We start from the raw sequence: 16,333 nt of genomic DNA, 5'->3' as shown, positions 1-16,333 counted from the left end.
GGCCCCCGGCCCCGCTCACCGCCCGGCGCGCAGTGGCACAGGGCCTGCCGCCGTGCCGGCCGCCGTGCCGGGCCCGCCGACGCGAGAGTGGTGCCGGCCCCGTCCGGAACCGGCACCACCGACTCTGCCACCTGGCAGCGCACACCGGGCACGACGCCAGGGAACCCCGGAAGGGCACCCCGGCGGACTCAGGCCTCAGCGGGCTCGGGCCCCGGCCGCTCAGGGTCCGCCGCTCAGGGTTCGCCGCTCCGGCCCCGGCGCTCAGGCCCCAGCGTTGAGGAACAGACCGCCGTCGACGACCAGCGTCTGTCCGGTGATCCAGCCCGAGGCGTCGGACAGCAGGAAGGCCGCGGCCCCGCCGATGTCCTCCGGGACGCCGAGCCGCGCCATCGGGTAGGCGGCCGCCGCCTCCTCCTCGCGGTTCTCGTACAGCGCCGCCGCGAACTTGGTCTTGATCACCGCGGGCGCGATGGAGTTGACCCGTACCACCGGCGCGAACTCGTGGGCCAGCTGGAGGGTCAGGTTCGCCATCGCGGCCTTGCTGATGCCGTAGGCACCTATGAACGGCGAGGCGCTCAGGCCGGCGATCGAGGCGATGTTGACGATCGCGCCGCCGTTGTCCTTCTGCCAGGCGTGCCAGGTGCGCTGGGCGAACCCCAGCGCGGAGACGACATTGGTCTCGAACACCTTGCGCGCGACATTGAGGTCGAGGTCGGCGATCGCCCCGAACACCGGGTTCGTCCCGGCGTTGTTGACGAGGTAGTCGACCCGGCCGAAGGCCTCCATCGCGCGCTCGACGGCGACCGCCTGGTGGGCCTCGTCGTGCGCCTTGCCGGCCACGCCGATCACCCGGTCAGCGCCCAGCTTCTCCGCGGCCTCCTTGAGGGCGTCCTCGTTGCGGCCGGTGATCACGACCCGGTCGCCCCGGGCGACCAGCGCCTCGGCGATGCCGTAGCCGATCCCGCGGCTGGCCCCGGTGACCAGCGCCACCTTGCCGGAGGGCTCCGGGAGCCCGCTGTCCTGCTCGGTCATCTGCTTGTGCTCCTGGGGTGGTGGGAGTCAGTTGAGCGGGCCGCCGGCGACGTACAGGACCTGGCCGGAGACAAAGCCGGCCGCGTCGCCGGTGAAGAAGGCGATCGCGTTGGCGATGTCGTCGGGCACGCCCACCCGCTGCACCGGGATCTGGGTGGCGGCCGCCGCCTGGAAGTCCTCGAAGCCCATGCCGACCCGCTCGGCGGTGGCGGCGGTCATGTCGGTGGCGATGAAGCCGGGGGCGACGGCGTTGGCGGTGACACCGAACTTGCCGAGCTCGATGGCGAGGGTCTTGGTGAAGCCCTGCAGACCGGCCTTGGCGGCGGAGTAGTTGACCTGACCGCGGTTGCCCAGCGCCGAGCTGGAGGAGAGGTTGACGATCCGGCCGAACTTCGCGTCCACCATGTGCTTCTGGCAGGCGCGGGACATCAGGAACGCGCCGCGCAGGTGCACGCTCAGGACGGTGTCCCAGTCGCTCTCGCTCATCTTGAACAGCAGGTTGTCGCGGAGCACACCGGCGTTGTTGACCAGGACGGTGGGCGCACCGAGCTCGGCGGCGACCCGCTCGACAGCCGCCTCGACCTGCTCGGCGTCGGAGACGTCGCAGCCCACCGCGATCGCCTTGCCGCCGGCCGCGGTGATCTTCCCGACGGTCTCCTTGCAGGCGGCCTCGTCGAGGTCGAGTACGGCGACGGCACGGCCCTCGGCGGCCAGGCGTACGGCGGTGGCAGCGCCGATACCGCGGGCCGCGCCCGTCACGATGGCGACGCGCTGCTCGGTGGTGGACATGCGGGTTCTCCTCACCCTCGAAACCTCGACAAGCGGTCCGCCACACCGATCCCGCGAGTGAGCAACCGCTTAGTACCCTGAGCAGGGCTGACGCTAGAAGCCCGGCAGGTCGCTGTCAACGCCCCACCACCGCGCCGTTGCCGACCTCACCACCGGGGATGCGCACATTCGCGCCACACACACGAGGCGCCCGGCCCGCCGTACGGCAGACCGGGCGCCCGGGGAACCACCCGCCGGTGTCAGCGCACCAGCAGCTCCAGCAGTCGCTCCGCCTCGCCGGCCGGATCGGCGGTCAGGCCGGTGTGCACCGGCCCCGGCTGGACGATGGTGCTGCGCGGTGCGATCAGCCAGCGGAACCGGCGCCCGGCGTCGTCCCCCGCCGCCTGACCGGCCCGTTCACCGCCCGCACAGACGCCCTCGACGGCGCCCAGCGCGGCCCGTACGCCGTCGACGTCGGCCGCCGGGTCGAGGGCCAGCAGCCGTGCCTCGTCCAGATGGGTCCGGGCCTCCACGAAGCGCCGGGCGCGGCAGTACACGATCACCCCGGCATTGATCATCTCGCCGCGCTCCACCCGGGGCACGACCTTCAACAGCGCGTACTCGAAGACATCACGTCCGTTGTGCAGCCCGGTCACTTCACTGCCCTCCGCGGCAACTTCCCGGCCAGCCACGCCGGCGCCTGCGACGGCTTGTCCTTGGTGGGCTCTCCGATGGTGATCTGGTCGCTGATCGTCCGCGCGCGGGCCAGCAGCGTACGGACGTACGCCCGGCGCAGCTCCTCGGGCGAGTCGAAGCCCGGCTCGTCGGTCAGCCATTCGTCCGGGACGTCCGCCGCGATCTCGGTCAGCAGCTCCTCGGTGATCCGCGGCGCGAACTCCTCGGCCGCGGCGGCGAGATCGGGCCCGAAGGTGGCGAGCACATGGTCGGAGGCGTCGTAGGGGCGGGCCGCCGCCTTCTCCGCGCCGGGCCAGTTGTGGTGCCAGATCATCGCGGCCCCATGGTCGATCAGCCACAACTCCTCGTGCCAGACAAGGAGGTTGGGGTTGCGCCAGGACCGGTCGACGTTGTTGATCAGCGCGTCGAACCACACCACGCGCCCCGCCTCGCGGGCGCTCACCTCGAAGGCGAGCGGATCGAAGCCCAGCGATCCCGGGAGGTAGTCCATGCCCAGATTCAGCCCGCCGCTGGCCTTCAGCAGCTCCTGGACCTCCTGGTCGGGCTCGCCGAGCCCGATGACGGGGTCGAGCTGCATCCGCACCAGATCCGGCACCCGCAGTCCGAGCCGGCGCCCCAGCTGCCCGCAGATGATCTCGGCGACCAGGGTCTTGCGCCCCTGCCCGGCACCGGTGAACTTCATGATGTAGGTACCAAGGTCGTCGGCTTCGACGATTCCCGGAAGCGAGCCACCCTCACGCAAGGGCGTGACATAGCGGGTCGCCGTGACTTCTGTCAGCATTTTCCCAGGCTATCCGAACCAGCGGCCTTACAATCCACAATTAAATCCGGACCCGCACAAGCCGGGGAATCCGCGGCGAACAGCCCTGGGGAGAATCCGGGGAGTTTCTACCGGCACGGTGGATCCCCCTTCCTCTCGAGCAGTCCGTCAATGGCGGTGCGCCCCTTGCTTCCGGCTTCCGGCCTCCGGCATGAAGTGAGCATAGTAACCGAGGGTGATCGCGGGCGAGGAGTGCCCGAGCCCCTCCCCGGTTTCGCGGGCTGATCGCGTCACGGACTCGCAGCGCCGTCTCCAACAGCCCAGCGTCGCGTCGCTCTTGTGGCGCCGTGGGCCACCGCACGGACTTCGCGTCCATGGGGTTCCTGGCGAGCCGCTTGTCGTCGACGGCCCTCTCCAGAATGGAGGAAAGTTCGGACAGGATGCTGCGCCTATGGTCGACCGAGGAGACGGTGGCCTCCAACTTCGCTACGTACGCGCGCAAATCCGCCGCCGTGATGTTCCTGAGTGCGAGCTCACCCAGATGCGGAACGATGTGAAGGCGCACTCTCCGTTCCTGGTTGTCCCGAGTCTCCGGAACGCCGCCTCGGTGGAGACTGCCTCCTACACCTCTCCGCACTATGGCCGCGGGCCCGGTTGGGCCCGCAGCCTCAGCGTGATCGACCTGCTGCTCCACGAGGGCCCGCGCGCTCTCGCCCTTCTCCACGCCGGTGTGCGGACCGACACGGAGGTCGCCGCATCATGACGCTCCTCGAATTCACGTCCGCCATGCCTACGCGGCGCACCGTGGACCAGCCCCGCATCGCCGGTCCGTACCGGCAGCTGCTGGCTGCGCTCGGCGAGGACCCCGACCGCGACGGTCTGCGCGGCACACCGGGACGGGTTGCCTCCTGGTGCAACGGGACCGGCAGGAGTGATCTTCGCTCTCCGACGTGCGCTCGCTGCGGGTGGTTGCACCGCCTGTTCCGCTGTGAGCCCTTCGCCAAGACCGCCCTACCTTCTCGAGCGGCGTTTCAGGGCCCGGCCGGGTAGCTGATGCCGACGATCACCGGCGACACGAGGTTGATGACGGGATGACCTCTTCCGTCTGGGCGCGGGCCGCATCGACGCGGTCGCGTTGTCGCAGCGCGAGCAGCCCGCCGATGCCCGGAACGACGGCCAGGACCTTGGCGGCGGCCGGGGCCTGTTCGACCCGGCAGGTCGCGATCACGACGAACAGGTAGGCGCAGCCGTGGGTGGGGCCCATCAAGGACGAGATGGGCTTGAGGTGGACGGTGAACACGTTGGCCAGCATCACGATCAGCGAGACCAGCTCGGCGTGAGCCGCGATGCGCAGATGGCGCGGAGACCGCAGGTGCACGGTCACACTCCCGTGGTGGAGCCGGGACGGATGATCATCAGTACGGTGACTGTGGCCCAGAGCAGGTTGAAGATGCCGGTGAGCATGGCGAGACGACCCGGTGTCAACGGGGTTGGCGCTGGCGACGGCGAGGCGGAACTCGTCGTCTCGGCCAGAGCACGGTCCTGTGCCGGCAGGATCAGCAGGGCCAGTACGCCGGCGGCCGCCGCGGTCAGCAGGATCGAGGTGATCAGCCAGGCGTCGCCGAGGACACCGAGACTGCTGGCCGTGGCGAAGCCGAAGAGGGGAACCGCGATGCCAATGCCCGCGTAGACCCGGCAGATGCGGTGCAGCGTCCGCAGGGTCGTCCGGGCGTCGCCGTCGCCGGAGTCGCCGAGGGCGCGGCGCAGCGTCGCGGGGAACATGCTCGCGGCGACGGTGACCGGGCCGACGGCGACGAGGGCGGCCAGGACATGCAGCGACAGGAGGAGCTTGGTCACGCCTGGTGCTCCGGGGCGGTCCGGCGCTCGCCGGTGACCTTCGAGGACGGAAGGCGGCCGGCCTTGGAGGTGCCCTGGAGCGTGTCGCCGTCGACCGTCACGTCGAACGCCAGGTTCAGCCGCATGGGCTTGGTGACGGCCTGCTTCCAGGTGAGCCGGTCGCCGTCGCGGGCGACGTCGTTCAGCGGTACTTCCTCGCCGGCTCCGTGGGCGACGCCGGTCAGGACGCCGTCCTGCTCACGGAGTTCGACCACGGCCTTCATCTTGCCGATGGGGGTGGCGAGGGACAGGTTCCAGGTGCCTTCGACGGACATGCTGATGTTCTTCCTGACTGTGCAAGGGGGAGGGTGAGCGACTGGCCCGCGATGGGCGCGGGCCGAGTGTTCAGAGGGTGGCGGGCGTCGGACCCTGGGCGCGCCAGACGGTGCCGCGACGCTCGTGGGAGAAGAGCTCTTCGACGGCGTGCGCGATGCGGGGGCCCACCTCGCGCTCCAGCAGGTACAGGCCCAGATCGAGCCCGGAGGTGACGCCGGCGCCGGTGACCAGGTCGCCGTCGTCCACGACGCGGGCGCGGACCGGGTGGGCGCCGGTGGCGTCCAGCATGTCGAGGCCCATGTGGTGGGTGGTGGCGTGGCGTCCCTCCAGCAGACCGGCCATGGCCAGGACGAGCGAGCCGCCGCAGACGGTGGCGACCGTGATGTCCGGGTCGTCCATTGCCTGCTTGAGGAGTGCGGGCAACTCGGTGGTCAGCGTGCGGCCCAGCAGCACCGAGATGAACTCGTCCTGCTTCCACTCGCCGGCACCCACCTCTTCTTCCGGAACCTCGCCGGGTTCGCCGACTCGGCCGGCGGCACCGGGCACCAGGAGCAAGTCCGCGCGCTCCAGGTCGAGGGCGCCGGTGGCGCGCAGCGTCAGTCCTCCGGCGCCGCTGATCACCTCGCGCGGGCCCTCCGCGGAGACCAGCTCGACGGTCACCGCACCGTCCGACGCCGCGCCACCGGCGTTCAGGACCTCAAAGGGGGCGATGACATCGAGCGGGTCGAAACCATCAAACAGGACAACCTGGATGTGCATGAGCGTTCCTTCGGGTGTCGATTCCTCTCGGACGTTCCGAAGTCAACCGACTGTCGCCGTGATCGCCCAGTGGCACGAGTGACAGGTTTCAACGGGATAGTGCCAAGGGCTTCCGGAATGCTCAGAACCGCGGTGACATGAAGCTACCCGGATACCGGTCCGGAGCCGTCAAGCCGCTGAGGAGATAGGTTCCGGCCATGCACACCGTCGCCGTTCTCGCGCTGGATCAGGTGATCCCGTTCGATCTGTCCGCCCCGATCGAGGTCTTCTCCCGGACCCGTCTGCCCGACGGGCGGCCCGGCTACCAGATCCGGGTGTGCGCCGAGCGCGACGAGATCGACGCCGGAGCCTTCACCCTGCGCGCCCCCTGGGGCCTGGAGGGCCTCCAGGACGCGGACACGATCATCGTGCCGGGCGTCACCGACCCCACAGCCCCACTCTCCTCCCCCGTGCGCGACGCGCTGCGGTCGGCCGCTGCCGACGGCACGCGGATCGCCTCCATCTGCGTAGGCACTTTCCCGCTGGCCGCCACCGGGCTCCTTGACGGGCTGCGCGTCACGACCCACTGGCACGCGGCCGGGCTTCTGGCCGACACCCACCCGGACATCGACGTCGACCCGAACGTCCTCTACGTCGACAACGGCCAGTTCCTCACCTCGGCCGGCGCGGCCGCGGGCATGGACCTGTGCCTGCACATGATCCGCCGTGACTACGGCTCGGCTGTCGCCGCCGATGCCGCCCGGCTGTCGGTGATGCCTCTCGAACGGGAGGGCGGGCAGGCGCAGTTCATCGCCTTCGACCACGCGCCCACACCGCAGGGCTCCGAGCTAGAGGGGTTGCTCACGTGGCTGCGGGAAAATCTGGCCCGCGACCTCATCCTCGCCGACATCGCTGAGCGGGCCGGCACGAGCACCCGGACCCTGATCCGGCGGTTCCGCGACCAAACGGGCACCACCCCGCTCCAGTGGCTCCACCGAGCCCGCATCCGCCAGGCGCAGCACCTGCTCGAAACCACGGAGCACTCCGTGGAACGCATCGGCAGCCAGGTCGGCTTCGGCTCCCCCACCACCTTCCGCGACCGCTTCAAACGCACGACCGGCGTCAGCCCGCAGACCTACCGACGCACGTTCAACTGAGCTCACCGCCACCTGAGGGAATGGGCCGATGCGCTGCCGGGTGACCGCCTGGGGGCGCTCGTGCTGACTCAACTGCTCGGGTTGCCGTATGCCGACACTGCGGAAGCAGTCCGCTGCCCGAGGCGGCACCATTCGCTCCGGGGCCTCCCGAGCCCGCTTGGCCTTGGCTGAGCGGATAGCAGATGAGCCTGCTCGTACCAGGCTGCACCTGCGGTCGCCTGACACGTGAAGGGGCGCCTGTCCGGCCGCCACGCCAACTCGTCGCGGCTAACGGCCGGATGGGGCGCATCCGAGCCAGAGGCTGCTGGCAATTATCCGTTGAGATACGGCAAGAATGCCACTCCTCGTGATCCCGACCTCCGACTAGCGTCACAGCTGGAACACCGCAAGCGTCTGGATTTCGGAGGTCCCGGTAGATGGCGGATCACACGGCGAACTGGCCCGACCACCTGGAAGGCGATGCACGGCCGCTGGAAGTCGGCATCCTTCTTTTCAACGGACACACCACACTTGACTTCGTTGGTCCATACACCGCATTTTCGGCCGTGGGCATGAAGATCCACCTCGTGTCGAAGACGCTCGACCCCGTCCTCTCGGAGGACTGCGTACTGGCCATCGCTCCAACCGCCACCTTCGACGACTGTCCTGAACGGCTCGACATCCTGTTGGTACCTGGCGGGTTCGTGGAGAAGGCGATGCTCGACCAGGCCACCATCGCCTTCCTGGCGGACCGTGGTGCGACGGCCTCTTACATCACCTCGGTCTGCAACGGCGCACTCATCCTTGCGGCAGCCGGACTGCTCGACGGCTACCGCTCAGCCACGCACTGGGCGAGCCGGGACCATCTGGCCCAACTCGGCGTCGAGGTATCGACGGAACGTGTGTGCATCGACCGGAACAGGTTTTCCGGTGGCGGTGTGACCGCGGGCATCGATTTCGGGCTCACGGTCATCGCCCACACGCTGGGCGAGAAGGCCGCGAAGTTCGCACAGCTCGTGATGGAATACGACCCGAAGCCGCCGTTCAACGCCGGATCACCCCAAGGCGCAGGACCCGAAATGGTGGCGCTGTTCGACAAGTTCACGGCCGGCCCCGACACCACTCTCCGGAACGCCGTGTCCCAGGTGATGGAACAGCGAGCAGCGTCGAGCCCGCACCGGGCATCAGGGGAGAATGCCGGCCTCGCCGCCAGCATCGTCAACACCTGACCGCCCCTGTCGCCGCACCACAAGCCTGACAACATCCACCGTCTGTGGTGCTCCATGCGGTCGGAATCCACGGCCGTACCGGGTCCGAGGCGTATCACCTACGTCGTCCTTCCCGGTCCCGTGTCATTGCACTCCGGGGCGGTATGCCGAAATCGCGTGGTATCCCGCGTCCCTCTCCAACCAACGGCCACTCTCATCTCCGCACTCGCCCGCCTGCACCAGCTCCTCGTCGCAGACCAGCACCCCGACGCTTCCCCTACGCCCCGGTAGCCCCTCTCGATCGACCGCTTACGAGGCGCAGGCCCGGCGATCGAACAGCGGACAGCCCTATCAGGCGATGATGCGGCCTCGCATGAATGAGTGGTTCCGAGAGACCACCCCCGAGCCATGTCCGATTTGCTCCTGCACTTCGTTCTCAGAACCCCTCACAAAAAAGCTTTCGCGCAGTGCCTCTTGCGATGGCTTCTACGACATGCCAGACCCCGACAGGCTCTTGACGTGATCGGAATCTTCCTCGGTCCCAGCTGATGAGCACCTCAGACGCCGTGGCACAGATTGGCGGTACCGTCCGGTGGCGGCGGTGTCGTAGCGCAGGTGTTCTGCCTTGCTGGTCAGGCAGTTCACGGCCTCGCCTGCTGGGTCCAGTGGCCGCGGCCCGGCAGCGGGATCGGCGCACGGCGCCAGGTTGGGCATCAACTCCGCCAGACAGGTGGCCACTAGTGGCGGACGGGGCCTCAACGTCGCGCGTGGCGGATCTTCAACCGTCCGAACCCCATGGTTCCAGAGATGCGGATCGTCGGCCCGCCGGGGCGGGAGCGCCGCCGGGGCTTGTAGAGCGTGTCCTTCCACCCGGTGTGCAGGTCCTCGGTGTCGACGATCGCGTCGCGAGGCACCGTGATGTGGGCCCTGCCGGTGCCGAGTTGCAACTCGATGTCGACTACCGGATGCTCGATGACCGCCCGCGACAGGTCCAAGTGCACCCTTCCGAATGCGGACGCGACCGTCAGGCTCCGAGGTACCCGCCAGGCTCCGCGCCGCTGGATCCGTCCGCCGGCGGCGGCGATCGTGGACGTGCTGCCCGCACTTTCTTCCGGGAGCGAGGCCAGAGCCGACTCGAGCTCGCTGTGCGTCGTGGCGGTGAGCACGTGGTGGAGGCGTTCGTCCAACTCCTCGTGCGGGATGTGCCCTTCGGCGTACGCCTCCTGCAGGCGCTGCACGGCCGTGCCGCGGTCGTCTTCTCTGATCAGTCGCGTCGGGTCTTCCGGCAGGGAGGTCACCGATTCACTCTAGCGCTGCGTCTACGCCGCGAACGCGTCAAGGCCCGTAGAGGGCAAGGCATTTGGGGGGACGGCCGACCGCCCGTCATCACGGCCTTGATCGCCCCGCCCGGCGACCCCATGCGGTCGCAGCACCAGCCGGACCCGCCCCACCACCGTTATGTGTGCTCGACGAGGACCCGACGGCTGTCGGCCGGCCGGGCCCGACCTGGCTGCCCTGCTGCGGAGGGGTGCGCGGACGCGGCAACGGTCAGATGAGGCGGCGAATCGCCGCCTCGAACCCTTCCACGTGGGCGGCGGCAAGGGCTGCCGCCCGCTCCGCATCACGGTCGATGATGGCGCGCAGCAGCGGCCCGTGCTCGTGGACGTGGCCCGCCAGACCGGGCAGCCGATCGACGAAGAGGCACCAGATCCGCGTGGCCAGGTTGTCGTACCTGACCAAGGTGTCCTCAAGGTGGGGATTGTGGGTCGCGGCGTAGATGGCACGGTGCACGGCCATGTCGAGCCGGATCAGGTCCGAGCCCCCCTCGGACACTTCAGCCAGCTGCGCGAGCAACCGGCCGAGCGCAGCGCGTTCACCCTCGGTGGCACGTTGGGCCGCCAGGGCCGCAGCGAGGGGCTCAAGCTGCTGACGGACTTCTGAGATGTGTCCGAGATCGGCGATCTGGACCTCGGTGGCGAAGGTCCCACGCCGCGGGTAGGCGACGATGAGGCGTTCGTGCTCCAGCCGCTTGAGGGCCTCCCGGACCGGGGTGCGCCCGAAGCCGAGTTCAGCGGCGAGCCGCTCGTCGTTGACGGGCTCGCCGGGGCAGATCTGGAGCATCACGAGACGGTCCGAGAGGGAGCGATAGGCCTGCTCGGCCAGCGTTCCGCGCCCCTGACCAGTGACGGTCGGAGAAGTCACTCCTCACCCTCCCTTGACGCCAGCCGATCCGGGCTCCTAATGTATCACAATGAGAAGTTGATATATCAGTCGCCTCTCAGTCGCGCACCAGGGAGTTCTCATGACTGCCCGCACCCCCGATCAGCGAGCGGCCCGATCTGCGGTTCTCGGTGCTCAGCTCGACGACTCCGATCCCGAGATCGCCACTGCCATCGAGGCGGAACTGGCCCGGCAGCGCGGCACCCTGAAGATGATCGCGAGCGAGAACTTCGCGACCCTGGCGGTCATGCAGGCCCAGGGATCGGTGCTGAACAGGTACGCCGAGGGCTACCCGGGGCGCCGCTACTACGGAGGCTGCGAGCACGTCGACGCGATCGAGCAACTCGCGCAGCCCACCGCCCGGGAGGCTGGTCAGTGATGCACCCGCACCAGAACGCTCCCTCCCGTCCGTCTCCCACCACCCTCGATCGAGCTTCGCGCCCCGCTGCCGGGCCCGGGGACGTCCTGCCCGACCACCCCGATTTCCTGTGGCGCAACCCCGACCCCAAGCCGTCCTACGACGTCATCATCGTCGGCGGCGGCGGGCACGGCCTGGCCACCGCCTACTACCTGGCCAAGAACCACGGCATCACCAACATCGCGGTCCTGGAGAAGGGGTGGCTCGCGGGCGGCAACATGGCCCGCAACACCACCATCATCCGCTCCAACTACCTCTGGGACGAAAGCTCCGGCATCTACGAGCACTCGCTGAAGCTGTGGGAGACCCTGGAAGAGGACCTCGACTACCCCCTTCTCTTCAGCCAGCGCGGCGTGCTCAACCTCGCGCACAGCCTGCAGGACATCCGCGACAGCAAGCGCCGTGTCTCTGCCAACCAGCTCAACGGGATCGACGCCGAATGGCTGGAGCCGGACGAGGTCGCGCAGGTCTGCCCCATCGTCAACACCTCATCCGACGTGCGCTACCCGGTACTGGGTGCCACCTACCAGCCGCGCGCAGGCATCGCCAAGCACGACTACGTCGCCTGGGGCTTCGCACGCAGGGTCAACGACTACGGCATCGACCTGATCCAGGACTGCGAAGTCACCGGCATCGACACGCACAACGGCCGGGTGACCGGGGTGCGGACCACGCGGGGCCGGATAGCCGCCGGGAAGATCGCGCTCGCCGCCGCGGGGCACTCCTCGACGCTGGCCGCCATGGTCGGTCTGCGGCTCCCCCTGCAGAGCCACCCGCTGCAGGCGCTGGTGTCGGAGCTGCTGGAACCGGTGCACCCGACCGTGGTGATGTCGAACGCCGTTCATGTGTACGTCTCGCAGGCCCATAAGGGCGAGCTCGTCATGGGCGCCGGGATCGACAGCTACAACGGCTACGGTCAGCGCGGCGCGTTCCACATCCTGGAACGTCAGATGGCCGCCGCACTGGAGCTGTTCCCGATCTTCGCCCGTGCCCACATGCTGCGTACCTGGGCCGGCATCGTCGACGTCACTCCGGACGCTTCTCCCCTTGTGGGCCTGACCCCCGTCGAGGGTCTCTACCTCAACTGTGGTTGGGGCACTGGCGGATTCAAGGCCACTCCGGGCGTCGGCTGGTGTTACGCGCACACCATCGCGACCGGCGCACCGCACCCCTACAACGCGCCCTTCACCCTCTCCCGCTTCACCACCGGCGCCCTGGTCGACGAGCACGGCGCAGCCGCCGTAGCCCACTGACCGCCGCCCCGCCAAGGAGATCGACATGCAGCTCATAGCCTGCCCCTGGTGCGGTGAGCGCGAAGAAGCCGAGTTCCACTACGGAGGACAGGCGCACGTCGCCTACCCCGACGACCCGTACGCGCTCGATGACGAGCAGTGGGCCCAGTACGTCTTCTTCCGCGACAACCCCAAGGGCCCGTTCGCCGAACGGTGGGTCCACTCGGCCGGCTGCCGACGCTGGTTCAACGCCCTGCGCGACACCGCAACCCACGAGTTCCTCGCGGTCTACGACATCCGCGCCGAGCACCCCCGCACCACGAGTGCCGAACCCGCCGCACCGCAGCGGAAGGGCCAGGAGGCCAGCCGATGAACCATCCGTTCCGTGCCCGCGGCCACGGTCACATCGACCGCGGCACCACGCTCTCCTTCACCTTCGACGGCACCGCTTACACCGGGCATCCCGGCGACACCCTTGCCTCGGCCCTGCTGGCCAACGGGGTGCACCAGGTGGCCACCAGCATCACGTACGGAAGGCCGCGCGGTGTCCTGGCCGCTGGGGCCGAAGAGCCCAACGCACTCGTGCAGATCGAAGCCCCCTTCCCCGAGCCGATGCTCACGGCCACCACCGTGGAGCTCTATGAGGGCCTCGTGGCACGGGGACTGTCCGGCCGGGGCCGGCTGAGCAACCAGCCGGACACGGCCCGCTACGACACCATGCACGCCCACTGCGACGTCCTGGTCGTCGGCGCCGGGCCGGCCGGGCTGTCCGCCACGCTGGCGGCCGCCCGGGCCGGGGCCCGCGTGGTCCTCGTCGACGAACTCCCGCGCCCCGGCGGGTCCCTGCTCGGTACCCAGGAACTGCTCGACGGCGCGCCGGCGACCGCGTGGGTCGCCGGGGTCGTCGCGGAGCTCGACGCCTGCCCCGACGTGCGGGTGCTGCAGCGCACCACCGCCTTCGGCTCCTACGACGACGGCCTCGTCCTGGCGCTGGAGAAGCGCACGGACCACCTCGGCGCCGCCGCGCCCGCCCACCTCTCGCGGCAGCGGATCTGGCGCATCCGAGCCAGGCACCTCGTCTTCGCCACCGGCGCCTACGAGCGGCCGGTCGCCTTCGACGACAACGACCGCCCCGGGATCATGCTGGCCGGATCGGCCCGCACCTACCTCAACCGCTTCGGCGTCCTGCCCGGGCAGCAGGCCGTCGTCTTCACCACGAACGACAGCGCCTACCCGGCAGCGCTCGAACTGGCCGACGCAGGCCTGGAGATCGCCACGGTGCTGGACGCCCGCGAGGAGGTACCGGACCACTGGCGGGCCGCGTGCGACGAGCGGGGCATCGACCTGCGCCCGGGGCACGTCGTCACCGGAACCAGCGGCATCGGGCGCGTCTCCCGCGCCCATGTCGCCGCCTTCGGCCAAGGCCGCCTCGGCGAGCGGCAGGGGATCGATTGCGACCTGCTGCTCGTCTCCGGGGGCTGGAACCCGGCCGTGGCGCTGTTCAGCCAGGCCCGCGGCGCCTTGCGCTACGACGCCGCGATCGGAGCCTTCGTGCCCGCCCGGGCGAGGGACGGCGTCTGCACGGCGGGGGCGGCCAGCGGTACCTTCACCCTGGCCGGCTGTCTGGCCGACGGTGCTGACGCCGCCTGGCAGGCTCTCTCGGCGCTCGGCAGGACCGGCGGGATGATCGCCCTGCCCTCCGCCGCCAGGCTCCCGGATGCGGCGCCCGGCCGGGTGCTGTGGCGGGTCCCGAGCCCGCAGGACGGCCAGGACGGCTCGCACCAGTTCGTCGACCTACAGCGCGACGCCCTCGTCTCCGACGTGCTGCGGGCGGTCGGGGCGGGCTTGCGGTCGGTGGAGCACGTCAAGCGCTATACCACCATCGGCACCGCCCACGACCAGGGCCGCACCTCGGGCGTGCTGGCCTCGGGCGTCGTCGCCGAGGCGCTCGGGGTGGACGTTGCCGAGCTCGGCACCACCCGCTTTCGTCCGCCCGCCGTGCCGGTGTCCTTCGCCGCCCTCGCGGGCCGCAACCGCGGCGATCTGTTCGATCCGGTCCGGGTGACGGCGCTGCACCCCTGGCATGTCGAGCACGGCGCCCTGTTCGAGGACGTCGGCCAGTGGAAGCGGCCCTGGTACTACCCGCAGGCGGGCGAGTCCATGGACGAGGCGGTGCTGCGTGAGTGCCGGGCGGCCCGTACGAGCGTCGCCATGATGGACGCCTCCACGCTCGGCAAGATCAACGTGCAGGGCCCGGATGCCGGGGTGCTGCTGGACCGGCTCTACACGAACATGATGAGCACCCTCAAAGTGAGCCGGATCCGCTACGGCGTGATGTGCGGAGTCGACGGCATGGCCCTCGACGACGGCACCGTGATCCGTGTGGCCGAGCAGGAGTTCCTCCTCACCACCACCACCGGGAACGCGGCCAAGGTCCTGGAGTGGATGGAGGAGTGGCTGCAGACGGAGTGGCCCGACCTGCGCGTACACCTCACCTCGGTCACCGAGCACTGGGTGACCATCCCCCTGGTCGGCCCCCGCTCCCGCGATGTGCTGGCTCTGGTGGCTCCCGATCTGGACGTCGACAACGACGCCTTCCCGTTCATGTCGTGGCAGGACGCCACCGTCGCCGGCCTCCCGGCGCGGGTGTGCCGCATCAGCTTCTCCGGTGAACTCGCCTACGAGATCAACGTGTCCGCCTGGGACGGCATCACCGTGTGGAAGGCCCTGTACGCGGCCGGCAGCACGTTCGGCATCACCCCGTACGGCACCGAGGCGATGCACGTGCTGCGCGCGGAGAAGGCGTACCCGATCATCGGGCAGGACACTGACGGCACCGTCACTCCGCAGGACCTGGGCATGGCGTGGGTCGTTTCCAAGAAGAAGGCGGACTTCCTCGGCAAGCGGTCCTTCACCCGCGAGGAGAACCAGCGCGGCGACCGGAAGCAGCTGGTGGGACTGCTGCCGGCCGACGAGCACGTGCTCCTGCCCGAAGGCGCGCAGATCATCGCCACCAGCAGCACTCCGGCGCCCCCGGTACCCATGCTGGGCCATGTCACCTCCAGCTACCGCAGCGACGCCCTGCAGCGGACGTTCGCCCTGGCCCTGGTACGTTCGGGAGCGGAGCGCATCGGCGAAACCCTCTACGTCCCGGTGGACGGCCAAACCGTCCCGGTGACCGTGACCGCCCCTGTGTTCTTCGACAAGGAGGGAACTCGCCGTGACGGTTGAGACGTCCACCCGCTTCAGCCCGCTCTCGGAATGGCAGGACACCCTGGCGCAGCTGCCCGCCGGGCTGCACGTGCGGGAACTGTCCTTCCTGACCCAGCTCACCCTGCGGCTCCAGCCCGGCGGTCCAGCGGCAAAGGCCGTCGAGGCTTCCTTGGGGGTCACGCTGCCGGGCTCCCTACGCGCCGAGATCGCGGGCGAGGTCACGGCACTGTGGATGGGCCCCGACGAGTGGCTGCTGGTGGCCCCCGACGGCCGGCGGCACGACCTCCTCACACAGCTGCGATCGGCGATCGGTGACGAGTTCGGCACCGTCACCGACGTCTCGGCGCAGCGCACCACGCTGGCCCTCTCCGGGCACCTCGTCCGCACGGTGCTGGCCCAGGGCTGTGCCATCGATCTGGATCCGCGGGTGACACCCGCCGGCTCGTGCCTGACAACCGTGCTGGCACAGGCCCCAATCACCCTGGTGGTGCAGGGAGAAGCAACGCCCAGTGTGTGGCTGCTGGTGCGTTCCTCGTTCGCGTCCTACCTGGCCACCTGGCTCGTCGATGCCTGCACGGAATACCGGGGAGACACCGGATGAGGCCGCACCGTTGAGGCGTCAGTTGTCGGTGCCGTCGCCGGGGGCGGCATCGGTGGGGGTGGTGTGCCAGTTGGTGACGATGGGCTTGTCGACGGTGACGGAGCCGGTGGTGACGCTCGCCGGGTTCGGGTCGGACGTG

Annotated in this window: 18 protein-coding genes; 7 read left to right on the top strand and 11 right to left on the bottom strand. The window is 69.7% G+C overall.

Going from position 1 to position 16,333, the window contains the following annotated elements; genetic code table 11:
• Positions 1-261: 261 nt before the first annotated feature.
• From AB0G84_RS04070 to AB0G84_RS04030, 9 genes are all read right to left on the bottom strand, one after another.
• On the bottom strand, positions 262-1,032 hold the full coding sequence (locus tag AB0G84_RS04070) for an SDR family oxidoreductase (protein ID WP_361315204.1): 771 nt from the start codon (positions 1,030-1,032) through the stop codon (positions 262-264).
• A 27-nt stretch (positions 1,033-1,059) separates the two neighbouring features.
• On the bottom strand, positions 1,060-1,821 hold the full coding sequence (gene fabG, locus AB0G84_RS04065) for a 3-oxoacyl-ACP reductase FabG (protein WP_361315201.1): 762 nt from the start codon (positions 1,819-1,821) through the stop codon (positions 1,060-1,062).
• A 239-nt stretch (positions 1,822-2,060) separates the two neighbouring features.
• Positions 2,061-2,456, bottom strand: coding sequence for a DUF3037 domain-containing protein (locus AB0G84_RS04060; protein ID WP_361315199.1), 396 nt, complete (start codon positions 2,454-2,456; stop codon positions 2,061-2,063).
• A complete protein-coding gene (locus tag AB0G84_RS04055; RefSeq protein ID WP_361315197.1) occupies positions 2,453-3,277 on the bottom strand; it encodes a HipA family kinase in 825 nt (274 codons plus the stop codon). Before AB0G84_RS04055 ends, AB0G84_RS04060 begins: the two co-directional genes overlap by 4 nt.
• A 40-nt stretch (positions 3,278-3,317) precedes the next feature.
• Positions 3,318-3,893 (bottom strand): hypothetical protein, encoded by a 576-nt coding sequence (locus AB0G84_RS04050; RefSeq protein ID WP_361316756.1) that lies wholly within the window; start codon positions 3,891-3,893, stop codon positions 3,318-3,320.
• A gap of 426 nt (positions 3,894-4,319) precedes the next feature.
• Positions 4,320-4,640, bottom strand: coding sequence for a DUF3817 domain-containing protein (locus AB0G84_RS04045; protein ID WP_361315194.1), 321 nt, complete (start codon positions 4,638-4,640; stop codon positions 4,320-4,322).
• Positions 4,637-5,113 (bottom strand): hypothetical protein, encoded by a 477-nt coding sequence (locus tag AB0G84_RS04040; RefSeq protein WP_361315191.1) that lies wholly within the window; start codon positions 5,111-5,113, stop codon positions 4,637-4,639. The genes AB0G84_RS04045 and AB0G84_RS04040 overlap by 4 nt, the downstream gene beginning before the upstream one ends.
• Positions 5,110-5,427: a hypothetical protein gene (locus AB0G84_RS04035; RefSeq protein ID WP_361315188.1), complete on the bottom strand. Its 318-nt coding sequence runs from the start codon at positions 5,425-5,427 to the stop codon at positions 5,110-5,112. The genes AB0G84_RS04040 and AB0G84_RS04035 overlap by 4 nt, the downstream gene beginning before the upstream one ends.
• 70 nt (positions 5,428-5,497) lie before the next feature.
• Entirely contained in the window at positions 5,498-6,187 is a 690-nt protein-coding gene (locus AB0G84_RS04030) for a DJ-1/PfpI family protein (RefSeq protein WP_361315185.1), read from the bottom strand.
• 197 nt (positions 6,188-6,384) lie between these two features.
• On the opposite strand from AB0G84_RS04030, the gene AB0G84_RS04025 reads away from it, so the two are divergent.
• The gene (locus AB0G84_RS04025; protein ID WP_361315182.1) at positions 6,385-7,323 is read left to right on the top strand and encodes a helix-turn-helix domain-containing protein; all 939 of its coding nucleotides are present in this window, start codon (positions 6,385-6,387) and stop codon (positions 7,321-7,323) included.
• A 416-nt stretch (positions 7,324-7,739) separates the two neighbouring features.
• Positions 7,740-8,531: a DJ-1/PfpI family protein gene (locus tag AB0G84_RS04020; RefSeq protein ID WP_361315180.1), complete on the top strand. Its 792-nt coding sequence runs from the start codon at positions 7,740-7,742 to the stop codon at positions 8,529-8,531.
• Between the two features lie 734 nt (positions 8,532-9,265).
• On the opposite strand, the gene AB0G84_RS04015 is transcribed toward AB0G84_RS04020, so the two are convergent.
• Positions 9,266-9,808, bottom strand: coding sequence for a DUF1707 domain-containing protein (locus AB0G84_RS04015; RefSeq protein ID WP_361315177.1), 543 nt, complete (start codon positions 9,806-9,808; stop codon positions 9,266-9,268).
• 250 nt (positions 9,809-10,058) lie between these two features.
• Positions 10,059-10,712, bottom strand: a complete 654-nt coding sequence (locus tag AB0G84_RS04010; RefSeq protein WP_361315175.1) for a GntR family transcriptional regulator — start codon at positions 10,710-10,712, stop codon at positions 10,059-10,061.
• A 100-nt stretch (positions 10,713-10,812) separates the two neighbouring features.
• Between AB0G84_RS04010 and AB0G84_RS04005 the strand changes: the two genes are divergently transcribed.
• Genes AB0G84_RS04005 through AB0G84_RS03985 form a run of 5 tightly spaced genes read left to right on the top strand, consistent with a single transcriptional unit; the run spans position 10,813 to position 16,194 of the window.
• Positions 10,813-11,109: a hypothetical protein gene (locus AB0G84_RS04005; protein WP_361315174.1), complete on the top strand. Its 297-nt coding sequence runs from the start codon at positions 10,813-10,815 to the stop codon at positions 11,107-11,109.
• A complete protein-coding gene (locus tag AB0G84_RS04000) occupies positions 11,109-12,401 on the top strand; it encodes a sarcosine oxidase subunit beta family protein (protein WP_361315173.1) in 1,293 nt (430 codons plus the stop codon). The genes AB0G84_RS04005 and AB0G84_RS04000 overlap by 1 nt, the downstream gene beginning before the upstream one ends.
• Before the next feature lie 25 nt (positions 12,402-12,426).
• On the top strand, positions 12,427-12,753 hold the full coding sequence (locus AB0G84_RS03995; RefSeq protein WP_361315171.1) for a sarcosine oxidase subunit delta: 327 nt from the start codon (positions 12,427-12,429) through the stop codon (positions 12,751-12,753).
• Positions 12,750-15,611, top strand: coding sequence for a 2Fe-2S iron-sulfur cluster-binding protein (locus AB0G84_RS03990; RefSeq protein ID WP_361315168.1), 2,862 nt, complete (start codon positions 12,750-12,752; stop codon positions 15,609-15,611). The genes AB0G84_RS03995 and AB0G84_RS03990 overlap by 4 nt, the downstream gene beginning before the upstream one ends.
• Entirely contained in the window at positions 15,601-16,194 is a 594-nt protein-coding gene (locus AB0G84_RS03985; RefSeq protein WP_361315165.1) for a sarcosine oxidase subunit gamma family protein, read from the top strand. The genes AB0G84_RS03990 and AB0G84_RS03985 overlap by 11 nt, the downstream gene beginning before the upstream one ends.
• Positions 16,195-16,333: the final 139 nt, after the last annotated feature.

Origin of the sequence: Streptomyces sp. NPDC020742, assembly GCF_040641675.1 — a bacterium.
In the GTDB taxonomy this organism is placed as follows: Bacteria; Actinomycetota; Actinomycetes; order Streptomycetales; family Streptomycetaceae; genus Streptomyces.
This window is presented reverse-complemented; position numbering and strand designations above follow the sequence as displayed.